An 11,719-nucleotide genomic window follows, 5' to 3' on the forward strand; every position below is an offset into this window, starting at 1 on the left:
CTAGGGTCAGGACCCATTGATCTGGTTGCGCGAGCGTGATTCACCGTTCGAAAACGAGCGGTGAACATGTCTGATCTTTTCTGGTTGAGCGATGCGCAGATGGCGCGTCTGGAGCCTTACTTTCCCAAGTCGCATGGCAAGCTCAGGGTTGATGACCGGCGTGTCTTGAGCGGGATTATCTTCATCAATCGCAATGGCTTGCGGTGGCGCGATGCACCAAGGGAATACGGCCCGCACAAGACGCTCTACAATCGCTGGAAGCGTTGGAGCGACAGGGGTGTCTTCGCCCGGATCATGGCGGGGTTGGCGGCCGAGCACGGTGAAGAGACGACCGTGATGATCGACGCAACTCATCTGAAGGCCCATCGTACGGCGTCCAGCCTGGGCGTCAAAAAGGGGGGCGTGCGCGTCTGATTGGCCGAACCAAGGGCGGCATGAATACGACGCTGCACGCGATCTGCGACAGATGAGCCATCTCGCGCCATCGGTCCGAGCGACGATGGCGAATGCCGACCCATCGACCTGTTCCTGACTGCCGGACCCGTCAGCGACTACATCGGGGCGCGCGCCCTGGTGAGCGGGTTGCCCAACGTGAAGTGGCTGCTCGGAGGTCGTGGCTATGATGCCGATTTGTTCCGAGAAGCGTTGCAAAACAGAGGGATATGCCCCTGCATTCCCGGTCGGAAGCAGCGCAAGACCCCAGTCAAATACGACAAGCGCCGCTACAAGCGGCGCAACAGGATCGAGATCGTGTTCGGCAGGCTCAAGGACTGGAGGAGGGTTGCGACCCGCTGTGATCGCTGTCCGCAAACCTTCTTCTCAGCAATAGCACTCGCTGCGACCGTAATCTTCTGACTTTGAGAGAGAACGAGTCCTGACCCTAAATCGTTCGTCAGCCGAGAATCTGGTAAAGATATGCGCCATAGGCGTTCTTCTTGAATTTCTCGGCGCGGACGCGAAGCTGCGCCTCGTCGATCCAGCCCGCGTCGAAGGCGATCTCCTCGGGGCAGCCCGTCTGCAGGCCCTGCCGATTCTCCAGCGTGCGCACGAAATTGCCCGCATCCAGCAGGCTGGCATGGGTTCCCGTGTCCAGCCAGGCAAAGCCGCGGCCCATCCGTTCGACATTCAGGATGCCGTCGTGAAGATAGCTTTCCAGAAGCGTGGTGATCTCCAGCTCTCCCCTGGGCGAGGGTTCGACCTTGCGGGCGCGTTCGGGCGCGCTGCCATCGAGGAAATAGAGCCCGGTCACCGCATAGTTCGAGGGCGGGTTCGCGGGTTTCTCGATGATGGCACGGGCGCGCATGTCCTCGTCGAAATCGACCACGCCGTAACGCTCGGGGTCGGAGACGCGATAGCCGAAGACCGTTCCGCCTTCGGGACGCGCATCCGCCGCCGACATCAGCTCGGGCAGGCCGTGGCCGAAGAAGATGTTGTCGCCCAGCACCATGGCCGAGGGTGCGCCGTCCAGGAAATCCTCGGCCAAGATATAGGCCTGCGCCAGTCCATCGGGCGAGGGCTGGACGATCCAGGTGAAACTGATGCCCCACTGGCTGCCATCGCCCAGAAGACGCTGGAACTGGTCCTGGTCCTCGGGGGTGGTGATGATCGCGATCTCGCGGATGCCGGCCAGCATCAGCGCGCTGATCGGATAGTAGATCATCGGCTTGTCGTAGATCGGCAGAAGCTGCTTCGAGATGCCCATCGTGATCGGATAGAGCCGCGTGCCCGAGCCGCCAGCCAGAATGATACCCTTGCGGTTGGTCATTGCCCGTTCTCCAGTTCAATCAAGACCTTGGCCAGCCCCTCGCGCCAGTCCGGGCGCGAGATGCCGAAATCCCGCGAAATGCGGGTGCAGTCCAGCCGAGAGTTCAGCGGACGCCGTGCGGGGGTGGGATAATCCGATGTCGGGATGCCCGCGACCTCGGGGGTCAGGCCGGCCCGGGCGAAGATCTCTTGTGCGAAACCGGCCCAGGACGTGTCGGGCGCACCCGCGAAGTGATAGAGACCGCCCGTGGCGGGATCCGCCAGCATGGCCTGGATCATGGCCAGTGCCGCCGCCGCGATGTCGGCTGCCGGGGTCGGCCCGCCGATCTGGTCGTCCACGATCGTCAGCCGGTCGCGTTCGGCCCCCAAGCGCAGCATCGTCCTGACGAAATTCGCGCCATGCGAGGAAAACACCCAGGATGTGCGCATCACCGCCCATTGGCCCCCGGCCTTCGCGATCGCCTGTTCGCCCGCAAGCTTGGTCGCGCCATAGATGCCCAAGGGGCCCGTGGGCGCGTCTTCGGCGCGGGGGGTGTCGCCGCTGCCGTCGAAGACGTAATCGGTCGAGACATGCAGGAACGGAATCCCCAGATCCGCGCAGGCGCGGGCCATCGCGGCAGGTGCCTCGGCATTGATGCGATGGGCCAGCCCAGCCTCGGATTCCGCGCGATCGACGGCCGTGTATGCGGCCGCGTTGACGACCGCCCGCGGCGCGGCCGCACGGATCGCCGCCTCGCAGGCGGCGGGGTCCGACAGATCGGCGTCACCGCGCCCCAGGAAGATGGCACCCGGCGCGATTCCGGCCAGTTCGGTGGCAAGCTGCCCCGAGCGGCCGAAGACCAGAAGCCCCTGCATCAGCCCGTTCCCAGGCGTTTGCCCACGCCTTCGCGTTCGAGAAGCGGCTGCCACCAGTCGCGATTGGCCAGGTACCATTCGACCGTGCGGCGCAGGCCCTCCTCGACGGTGACCGAGGGTTTCCAGTCCAGCTCGGACCGGATGCGGGTCGGGTCGATGGCATAGCGGCGGTCATGGCCCGGTCGATCCGTCACGAAGGTGATCAGGTCGGCATGGGGCGCACCTTCGGGATGCAGTTCGTCCATATGGGCGCAGATGGTGCGGACCAGGTCGATATTCGTGACCTCGTTCTCGCCGCCGATATTGTAGCTGCGGCCCAGATCGCCCTTCTCGGCGACCAGCAGCAGCGCGTCGGCATGGTCTTCGACGAACAGCCAGTCGCGGACATTGCCGCCATCGCCATAGACCGGGATCGACTGTCCCGACAGAGCCTTCAGGATCACGACCGGGACCAGCTTCTCGGGGAAATGGTAGGGACCGTAATTGTTCGAGCAGTTGGTCAGGACGACCGGCAGGCCGTAGGTTTCGTGCCACGCGCGGACAAGGTGGTCCGACCCCGCCTTGCTGGCCGAATAGGGGCTGCGCGGATCATAGGCCGTGATCTCGGTGAACTGGCCCGTCTCGCCCAGCGATCCGAACACCTCGTCGGTCGAGATGTGGTGGAAGCGGAACGTCTCGGGGCGCCCCTCGCGGTCCCAGTAGGCGCGCGCGGCCTCCAGCATGTTGAAGGTGCCGATGACATTCGTCTCGATGAAGGCGGCGGGGCCGTCGATCGACCGGTCCACATGGCTCTCGGCGGCCAGATGCATGACGATGTCGGGACGATGCGTCGCAAGGATGCGGTCCAGCGATCCGCGATCGCGGATATCGGCATGTTCGAAGCTGTAGAGATCGCTGTCCGCGGCATCGCCCACGTTGCGCAGGTCGGCGGCATAGGTCAGCGCATCGACATTGACCACCTCGTGCCCGCGCGCGACGGCCAGCCGCACGACGGCCGAGCCGATGAACCCCGCGCCGCCGGTTACCAGAATCTTCATGTGTCAGCCTCGTAGGTGAAGGGTGATTCCCAGTCCGCGAATGCGGGTGCCGCGCGATCCTTGTCCGACAGGATCGGCGTCTGCACGCCCCAGTCGATGCCCAGGCTGTCCCAGGCGACCGCACCATCGGATGCGGCGTCGTAATGCGCGGTGCATTTGTAGACGATTTCCGTATCGGACAGCAGGGTCGAGAAACCGTGCAGGAAGCCCGCCGGGATCCAGAGCTGCCGTCCGTTCTCGAAGCTCAGCTCGGTGCCGAACCACTGCCCGTAGGTCGGGCTGCCGCGGCGGACATCCACCGCGACATCGAACAGGCTGCCGCGCCCGCAGCGGACCAGCTTGCCCTGCGCGCAAGGGGGGGCCTGGTAATGCAGCCCCCTGACCGTGCCCACCTGCGTGGACAGTGAATGGTTGTCCTGCACGAATTCGGGAAGCGCCAAGCCGGCGGCTTCCAGGGTCCGGCGGTTCCAGCTTTCGGAAAAGAAGCCCCGGCTATCGCCATGGCGCTTGGGCGTCAGGACAAGAACGCCTGGTAACGGTGTAAACTCTACCTGCATGGGGACCTCGTGAACAACTCATCCATGTCTAGGGTGAGCCGCCGTGCTTGTCAGCCCGTCGCAGATAATCCCGATAGTTCAGAGCAGTCTTTCCGCGTGGAAGAACACATGCTCCTCGATGAAGCTCTGGACGAACCAGTAGCTGTGATCGAAGCCCTCCTGCATCCGGAACCGACCCGGCTGGCGGCGTGCCGCCATCGCATGGGCCAGCCTTTCGGGCATCAGCAGGTCCAGGAACTGGTCCGCGCTGCCCTGGTCGATCAGCACATCGCCCGGAAATCCGCGCGCGGTCATCAGCAGCGTCGCGTCATGGGCGGCCCAGGTCGATTCGTCATTGCCCAGATAGGCCGCCAGCTGCTTGCGCCCCCAATCCGACCGCGTCGGGTTAGCGATGGGCGCAAGGGCCGACACGCTGCGGAAACGATCGGGCATGGTCATCGCGATGGTCAGCGCGCCGTGACCGCCCATGGAATGCCCGGTGATGCCCAGCGCGCCCTCGTCGATGGGCATGTTCGCCCCCAGAAGCGCGGGCAGTTCCTCGGTGATGTAATCCCACATGCGGTAATGCGGGGCCCAGGGGCCCTCGGTCGCGTTCACGTAGAAGCCCGCGCCCTGCCCCAGGTCATAGGCCTCGTCGTCGGCCACCCCTTCGCCGCGCGGCGAGGTGTCGGGAAAGACCAGCGCGATGCCCGCCTCGTCTGCATGGGCCTGCGCCGCGGCCTTGATCATCGCGTTCTCGTGGGTGCAGGTCAGGCCTGACAGGAAGAACAGCGCCGGGACGGGCGCGTATCTCGCGACCTCGGGCAGGAACAGCCCGAAGGTCATGTCGGTCCCCGTCGCGGTCGAGCGGTGGCGATAGACGCCCTGCGTGCCGCCGAAGCTGCGGTTCTCGGAGATGGTCTCGATGGTCATGGATGTTTCCCGGCCCGGATAGAGGAAGGGCGGGTCACCGACCCGCCCCGTTGTTCACTTCAGCTCGTCCACGCTGCTGATGACCTTGCCCAGAAGGCCGTAATCCAGCGCCTCCTGCGTGTTCAGCCAGAAGTCGCGATGCGTGTCCTTCTCGATGCGCTCCAGGCTCTGGCCGGTGGCATCGGCGAAGATCTGGTTCAGGCGGTCGCGCATCAGGCGGACCTGCTCGGCCTGGATCATCATGTCCGAGGACGTGCCGCCGATCCCGCCCGAGGGCTGGTGGATCAGGAAGCGCGTGTTCGGCAGGCAGAAGCGGTTCTCCTTCTCGGCGCCGACGAAGATCAGCGCGCCCGCGCTGGCGACCCAGCCGGACCCGATGGTGCGCACGGTCGGGCGGATGAACTTGATCACGTCATGGATCATGTCGCCCGATTCCACGTGCCCGCCGGGCGAGGAGATCAGCATGTTGATCGGCTCGTCGCTTTCCTCGGCCAGGGCCAGAAGATGGGCGACGGTGCGCTGCGCCAGCTTGTCGTTGATCGCACCGGCGACGATCACCGTGCGCGACTTGAAGTACAGCTTGGCGATGCGGTCGCCCTCGGGCAGGCCGAGACCCTTGTCGCCATTGTCGCGGCGGTCGTCGTCTTCCTCGTGATCGTCGTCGTCATCCAGCCACTGGTGGCGCATGGCCTCATCCTTCTTGTTCTTTCGCAAGGGCGGCACGCGACAGGCGCGTCCCGCCCCTTCTACCTAAGCAGCCGTGTCAGATCAGTAAAGAACGACCGAGCGGATCGATTCACCGTGATGCATCAGGTCGAAACCCTTGTTGATGTCATCCAGCGGCATGGTGTGGGTGATCATGGGGTCGATCTCGATCTTGCCGTCCATGTACCAGTCCACGATCCGCGGCACGTCGGTGCGCCCGCGCGCGCCGCCGAAGGCCGTACCCTTCCAGACGCGGCCGGTGACCAGCTGGAACGGGCGGGTGCTGATCTCGGCGCCCGCGGGGGCGACGCCGATGATGATCGACTGGCCCCAGCCGCGATGGGTGCATTCCAGCGCGTCGCGCATGACCTTGACGTTGCCGGTCGCGTCGAAGCTGTAATCCGCGCCTCCAATCTGATCCAGCGGGGTCTTCGTCAGGTTCACGATCTCCTGGACGACATCGTCGACCTTGGTGGGGTTGACGAAATGGGTCATCCCGAAGCGGGTCGCCATTTCCTGCCGGTCGTCGTTCAGATCGACGCCGATGATCATGTCCGCGCCCGCCATCCGCAGGCCCTGGATCACGTTCAGCCCGATGCCGCCCAAGCCGAAGACCACGGCCTTGGCGCCGATCTCGACCTTGGCGGTGTTGATCACCGCGCCGATGCCCGTCGTGACCCCGCAGCCGATATAGCAGATCTTGTCGAAGGGCGCGTCCTTGCGGACCTTGGCGACGGCGATCTCGGGCAGGACGGTGTGGTTGGCGAAGGTGGAACAGCCCATGTAGTGATGGATCGGCGTGCCATCCAGCATGCGGAAGCGCGTGGTGCCGTCAGGCATCAGCCCCTGCCCCTGCGTCGCGCGGATCTTCGTGCACAGGTTCGTCTTGCCCGACAGGCAGGACGCGCATTCGCGGCATTCGGGGGTATAGAGCGGGATGACGTGATCGCCCGGCTGGACCGAGGTGACGCCCTCGCCCACCTCGAGGACGATGCCCGCCCCCTCGTGGCCCAGGATCGCGGGGAAGATGCCTTCGGGATCGGCGCCCGAACGGGTGAATTCGTCGGTATGGCAAAGGCCCGTGGCCTTGATCTCGATCAGGACCTCTCCGGCCTTGGGGCCGTCCAGTTCGACCTCCATGACCTCCAGCGGTTTTCCGGCCTCGAGGGCCACGGCGGCGCGGGTTCTCATCGCGATACTCCTTCAGATGCTCGGGCCTCGGTCGGGCCTTCCTATGTCGATCATGCCCCGACATGGCGGCGGGTTCCACCACCGACGCGGCATGGCCCGCATGCGACATCGAAGAACGCCGCCCGGTCGGGGCGGCGTTTGAAGGGTCAGTTTCCGGGGTTCGAGCTGACGCCCACCTTCGCGGGCCGCAACAGCCGGTCGTGGATGCGGAAGCCGTTATCCATGACCTGGATGATCTCTCCGGCGGTGGTGTTCGGCACCGGGGCCTCGAACATCGCCTCGTGGAAGGTCGGGTCGAACTTCTCGCCCAGCTCGGGGCGCAGGACCGTGATGCCGTGCTTCGAGAAGACGCTTTCCAGCTCGCGCAGGGTCAGTTCGACCCCCTCCAGCAGCGCCGAGGCCGCCTCGCGCTGTTCGTCGGTCGCGGCGGCCAGCGCGCGGGTCAGCGCATCGTGGACCGGCAGCAGGTCGCGCGCCAGGCGCGAGCCGCCATACTGTTCGGCATCGCGGCGCTCCTTGTCGGCCCGCTTGCGGGCATTCTCGGCATCGGCCAGGGCGCGCATCCACTTGTCGCGCAGTTCGTCCCGCTCGGCCGTCAGCGCGTCCAGCGCATCATCCTGGGCCAGCGGATCTTCCAGCATGTCGTCGATCGGCTGTTCGTTCTGCTCGGTCATCTCAACTCATCCTTTCCGGCCGGACAGCACCCGCCCGACCAGTTGCGCGGTGTAATCGACGATCGGGACGATGCGGCCATAGTTCAACCGCGTCGGACCGATGACGCCGACCGCGCCTACAATCTTCCGGTCGGCATTCATATAGGGTGAAACCACCAGAGCGGAACCCGAAAGTGAAAAAAGCTTGTTCTCGGAGCCGATGAAGATGCGGACCCCTTCGCCATCCTCGGCCAGTTCCAGGAATTCGGCGATGTCGCGCTTGCGTTCGAGGTCGTCGAACAGCACCCGCACGCGGTCCAGATCGGCAGCCTCGCTGTCCAGAAGGTTCGACCTGCCGCGCACGATCAGGCGTGGATCGGCGGCCTCGGCCCCCCACAGCGCGATGCCCGACTGGACCAGCTCGGCGGCCATCACGTCCAGTTCCTGCCGCCGCGCGGCGATCTGCTGGACCAGGTGGCCGCGCAGCTCGGCCAGGGTCTTGCCCTCGGCCATGGCGTTCAGGAAGTTCCCCGCCTCGCGCATGGATGACGGGGTCTGCCCCGGCGGGGGCGTGAAGATCCGGTTCTCGACATGACCGTCGGCAAAGACCAGCACGACCAGCGCCCGGTCCGCCCCGAGGCTGACGAACTCGATATGGCGGATCGGGGCCTCGTGCTTGGGCATCAGGATCAGCGACGCGCCGCGCGTGATGGTGGACAGCGCCGTGCTGACGCGGTCCAGCAGCACCCCGGTTTCCGGGTCGTCGTTCCCCAGCGTCTGGTCGATCGTCGCGCGGTCGTCGGCGCTGACATTGTCGACCTCCATCATGCCGTCCACGAACAGGCGCAGCCCCATCTGCGACGGCAGCCGCCCCGCCGAGACATGCGGGCTGTCGAGCAGCCCCATGAATTCGAGGTCCTGCATCACGTTGCGCACCGTCGCGGCCGAAACCCGCTCTGACAGCGCGCGCGTCAGCGTCCGCGAGCCGACCGGCTCGCCCGTTTCGAGATAGCTTTCGACCACGCGGCGAAACACTTCGCGCGATCTGTCGTTCAGCTCGTTCAGCAGCGATTCCTGGCTCATCTGCCTCGTGGGGTTGCGTGTCGTTGCCCTCGGGCGGTATTGGGCACCAACTCTCGGAAAAAAGGATGACCCATGCGCCCCTCTGGCCGGAATCTAAGCCAAATGCGTCCGATTTCAATTGCAACCGGCATCACGAAGCACGCCGAAGGCTCCTGCCTGATCCGTTGCGGCGACACCCATGTCCTGTGCACCGCCACGATCGAGGATCACCCCCCGCGTTTCCTGAAGGGAACGGGCCTGGGCTGGGTCACCGCCGAATACGGCATGCTGCCCCGCGCCACCAATTCGCGCAACCGCCGCGAAGCCGCAACCGGCAAACAGTCGGGCCGCACGCAGGAAATCCAACGCCTTATCGGACGCAGCCTGCGCGCGGGCATCGACCGCAGCGCGCTTGGCGAACGCCAGATCACCATCGACTGCGACGTGATCCAAGCCGATGGCGGGACGCGCTGCGCATCCATCACCGGCGGCTGGGTCGCCCTGCGCCTTGCGGTGAACAAGCTGCTGAAGGCGGGCACCATCAGCAGCGATCCGATCGTCGATCACGTGGCTGCCGTCAGCTGCGGCATCTATGCCGGTCAGCCGGTTCTGGACCTGGACTATGCCGAGGACAGCGAGGCCGGCACGGATGGCAATTTCGTCCTGACCGGCGCGGGTCGCCTGATCGAGGTGCAGATGTCGGCCGAAGGGGCGACCTTCTCGCGCGATGAGATGACGCAGCTTCTGGACCTGTCCGAGGCGGGCATGGCCGAGCTGGTCGCCGCCCAGAAGGCCGCCATCGCATGAGGGCCTTCACCGAGGATCGCCTGCTGATCGCCACGCATAACGCGGGCAAGCTGGCCGAGATGCGCGAGCTGCTGTCGCCCTTCGGGGTGACGGTGGTCGGCGGCGCCGAGATGGGCCTGCCCGAACCGGACGAGACCGAGGAGACCTTCGTCGGCAATGCCCGCATCAAGGCGCACGCGGCGGCGAAGGCCACCGGCCTGCCCGCCTTGTCCGACGACAGCGGCATCTGCGTCGATGCGCTGGACGGTCAGCCGGGCGTCCACACCGCCGACTGGGCCGAGACCGGCAACGGTCGTGATTTCGCCATGGCGATGGAGCGTGTCTGGTCCGAAATCCAGTCCAAGGCCGCCCCTGCCCCGCATGGCGCGCAGTTCCGCTGCACGCTGGTCCTTGCCTGGCCCGACGGCCATGACGAGGTGTTCGAGGGCGTTCTGCCCGGACAGGTCGTCTGGCCCCCGCGCGGTGCCGAAGGGCACGGCTATGACCCGGTGTTCCAGCCCGACGGCCACGAGGTGACGCTGGCCGAGATGTCCTCGGCGCAGAAGAACGCGATCAGCCATCGTGGCCGCGCCGTGGCGCAACTGATCGAGGGACCCTTTGCTTCCCGCAAGTGACACCACCGCCGCCGGCGAGGATTGGCGCGCCGGCGGCTTCGGACTGTATGTCCACTGGCCCTTCTGCGCGGCCAAATGCCCCTATTGCGACTTCAACAGCCACGTCGTGGCGCAGGTCGACCAGGCACGTTGGGCCCGCGCGCTGTCGTCCGAGATCGCACGCCTGGCCGCCGAAACGCCGGGCCGCCACCTGCGCAGCATCTTCTTCGGGGGTGGAACGCCGTCGCTGATGCTGCCCGAGACGGTGGATGCCGTGATCCGCGCCGCACGCGCGGCCTGGGGCTTCTCCAACGATATCGAGATCTCGCTCGAGGCGAACCCGACCAGCGTCGAGCGCGGCCGCTTCGAAGGGTTCGCACAGGCGGGCGTGAACCGCCTGTCGATGGGCATCCAGGCGATGAACGACGACGACCTGCGCCGCCTTGGCCGGATGCATTCCGTGGCCGAGGCGCAGGCCGCGTTCGATGTCGCCCGCGATGCCTTTCCGCGCGTCAGCTTCGACCTGATCTATGCCCGACAGGGGCAATCGCGCGACGATTGGCGGCACGAACTGCGGCAGGCACTGTCGATGGCGGTCGATCACCTCTCGCTCTATCAGCTGACGATCGAGCCGGGGACCGCGTTCGGGGCACGGGCCGAGGCCGGCAAGCTGCGCGATCTGCCCGATGACGACGTGTCCGCCGACATGTATGCCGACACGCAGGAGATCTGCGAAGCTGCCGGAATGGCGGGCTACGAGATATCCAACCACGCGCGTCCAGGCGCCGAAAGCCGCCACAACCTTGTCTACTGGCGCCAGGGCGACTGGGCCGCGGTCGGCCCCGGCGCGCATGGTCGCCTGACCCTGCCCGAGGGGCGCATGGCCACCGAGGCGCTGCGCGCACCCGGCGAATGGCTGAACGCGGTCGAGGCGTCGGGAACGGGCGAGTTGCCCCGCGCGTTCATCCCCCGATCCGAACAGGCGACGGAATACCTGCTGATGTCGATGCGACTTGCCGAAGGGCTGGACGAGGCCCGTTTCGCCGCGCTTGCAGGCCAGACGCTGGACGAAAGCCGCATCGCGCATCTTCTGGAACTGGGAATGATCGAACGTGGCGACGGCCGTATCCGCGCCACCCGCGACGGGCGTCCCGTCCTGAACGCGATCCTGCGCGAGCTGGCGGTCTGACATGCGGCGCGGGATCTGGCTTGCGGTCGGATGGTTCTTCATGGCGCTTGCCGTCATCGGCATTGCCCTGCCCGTCCTTCCGACCGTGCCCTTCCTTCTGGTCGCCGCATGGGCCTTCGCCCGATCCTCGCCTGCGTTGGAGCAACGCATCCGCGATCATCCGCGCTATGGGCCGCCGGTGCGCGCGTGGCAGGAACGCGGTGCCGTGGGTCGCATCGCGAAGATATGGGCGATCAGCGCGATGAGCGCGGGCGTCGTGATTTCATGGGCTTACGGGATGCCGCCTTGGGTCGTCGCCACCCAGGCAGCCGTGGCGATCTGCGTCGGCGCCTTCCTCGTGACACGTCCCGAAGCGTGACACCAGATGGGGGTGCCGCAGATGCGGCATCCCCTG

The 11,719-nt window shown here is 66.0% G+C and carries 13 protein-coding genes and 1 pseudogene; 5 read left to right on the forward strand and 9 right to left on the reverse strand.

Features of this window, described 5'->3' with window-relative positions:
- The first annotated feature begins 66 nt into the window (after positions 1 to 66).
- A pseudogene (locus tag F804_RS17220) lies at positions 67 to 855 on the forward strand (IS5 family transposase).
- 37 nt (positions 856 to 892) lie between these two features.
- On the opposite strand, the gene rfbA reads toward F804_RS17220, so the two are convergent.
- The 9 genes from rfbA to hrcA form a co-directional block, all read right to left on the reverse strand.
- The gene (gene rfbA / locus F804_RS0112265; protein ID WP_022708036.1) at positions 893 to 1,765 is read right to left on the reverse strand and encodes a glucose-1-phosphate thymidylyltransferase RfbA; all 873 of its coding nucleotides are present in this window, start codon (positions 1,763 to 1,765) and stop codon (positions 893 to 895) included.
- Complete coding sequence (rfbD, locus tag F804_RS0112270; protein ID WP_022708037.1) at positions 1,762 to 2,619, reverse strand: dTDP-4-dehydrorhamnose reductase; 858 nt, start codon at positions 2,617 to 2,619, stop codon at positions 1,762 to 1,764. Before rfbD ends, rfbA begins: the two co-directional genes overlap by 4 nt.
- On the reverse strand, positions 2,619 to 3,656 hold the full coding sequence (gene rfbB / locus F804_RS0112275; protein ID WP_022708038.1) for a dTDP-glucose 4,6-dehydratase: 1,038 nt from the start codon (positions 3,654 to 3,656) through the stop codon (positions 2,619 to 2,621). Before rfbB ends, rfbD begins: the two co-directional genes overlap by 1 nt.
- On the reverse strand, positions 3,653 to 4,213 hold the full coding sequence (rfbC, locus tag F804_RS0112280; RefSeq protein WP_022708039.1) for a dTDP-4-dehydrorhamnose 3,5-epimerase: 561 nt from the start codon (positions 4,211 to 4,213) through the stop codon (positions 3,653 to 3,655). Before rfbC ends, rfbB begins: the two co-directional genes overlap by 4 nt.
- A gap of 78 nt (positions 4,214 to 4,291) precedes the next feature.
- The gene (gene fghA, locus F804_RS0112285; RefSeq protein ID WP_022708040.1) at positions 4,292 to 5,125 is read right to left on the reverse strand and encodes an S-formylglutathione hydrolase; all 834 of its coding nucleotides are present in this window, start codon (positions 5,123 to 5,125) and stop codon (positions 4,292 to 4,294) included.
- Positions 5,126 to 5,179: 54 nt separating this feature from the next.
- Positions 5,180 to 5,812 carry an ATP-dependent Clp protease proteolytic subunit gene (locus F804_RS0112290; protein WP_022708041.1) on the reverse strand — a complete coding sequence of 211 codons (633 nt, stop codon included), beginning with the start codon at positions 5,810 to 5,812 and terminating at the stop codon, positions 5,180 to 5,182.
- An 81-nt stretch (positions 5,813 to 5,893) separates the two neighbouring features.
- A complete protein-coding gene (locus tag F804_RS0112295) occupies positions 5,894 to 7,021 on the reverse strand; it encodes an S-(hydroxymethyl)glutathione dehydrogenase/class III alcohol dehydrogenase (protein WP_022708042.1) in 1,128 nt (375 codons plus the stop codon).
- Between the two features lie 146 nt (positions 7,022 to 7,167).
- The gene (locus tag F804_RS0112300) at positions 7,168 to 7,662 is read right to left on the reverse strand and encodes a nucleotide exchange factor GrpE (protein ID WP_425413879.1); all 495 of its coding nucleotides are present in this window, start codon (positions 7,660 to 7,662) and stop codon (positions 7,168 to 7,170) included.
- 39 nt (positions 7,663 to 7,701) lie between these two features.
- Positions 7,702 to 8,757 (reverse strand): heat-inducible transcriptional repressor HrcA, encoded by a 1,056-nt coding sequence (hrcA, locus tag F804_RS0112305; RefSeq protein WP_022708044.1) that lies wholly within the window; start codon positions 8,755 to 8,757, stop codon positions 7,702 to 7,704.
- 72 nt (positions 8,758 to 8,829) lie between these two features.
- Between hrcA and rph the strand changes: the two genes are divergently transcribed.
- Genes rph through F804_RS0112325 form a run of 4 tightly spaced genes read left to right on the forward strand, consistent with a single transcriptional unit; the run spans position 8,830 to position 11,683 of the window.
- Positions 8,830 to 9,543 (forward strand): ribonuclease PH, encoded by a 714-nt coding sequence (rph, locus tag F804_RS0112310; protein ID WP_028725943.1) that lies wholly within the window; start codon positions 8,830 to 8,832, stop codon positions 9,541 to 9,543.
- Entirely contained in the window at positions 9,540 to 10,157 is a 618-nt protein-coding gene (gene rdgB / locus F804_RS0112315) for an RdgB/HAM1 family non-canonical purine NTP pyrophosphatase (RefSeq protein WP_022708046.1), read from the forward strand. The genes rph and rdgB overlap by 4 nt, the downstream gene beginning before the upstream one ends.
- Positions 10,141 to 11,325 (forward strand): radical SAM family heme chaperone HemW, encoded by a 1,185-nt coding sequence (hemW, locus tag F804_RS0112320; protein WP_022708047.1) that lies wholly within the window; start codon positions 10,141 to 10,143, stop codon positions 11,323 to 11,325. Before rdgB ends, hemW begins: the two co-directional genes overlap by 17 nt.
- A 1-nt stretch (position 11,326) precedes the next feature.
- On the forward strand, positions 11,327 to 11,683 hold the full coding sequence (locus F804_RS0112325; RefSeq protein ID WP_022708048.1) for a YbaN family protein: 357 nt from the start codon (positions 11,327 to 11,329) through the stop codon (positions 11,681 to 11,683).
- Positions 11,684 to 11,719 lie beyond the last annotated feature (36 nt).

The sequence above is a fragment of the Paracoccus zeaxanthinifaciens ATCC 21588 genome (genome assembly GCF_000420145.1).
GTDB classification, from domain to species: domain Bacteria; phylum Pseudomonadota; class Alphaproteobacteria; order Rhodobacterales; family Rhodobacteraceae; genus Paracoccus; species Paracoccus zeaxanthinifaciens.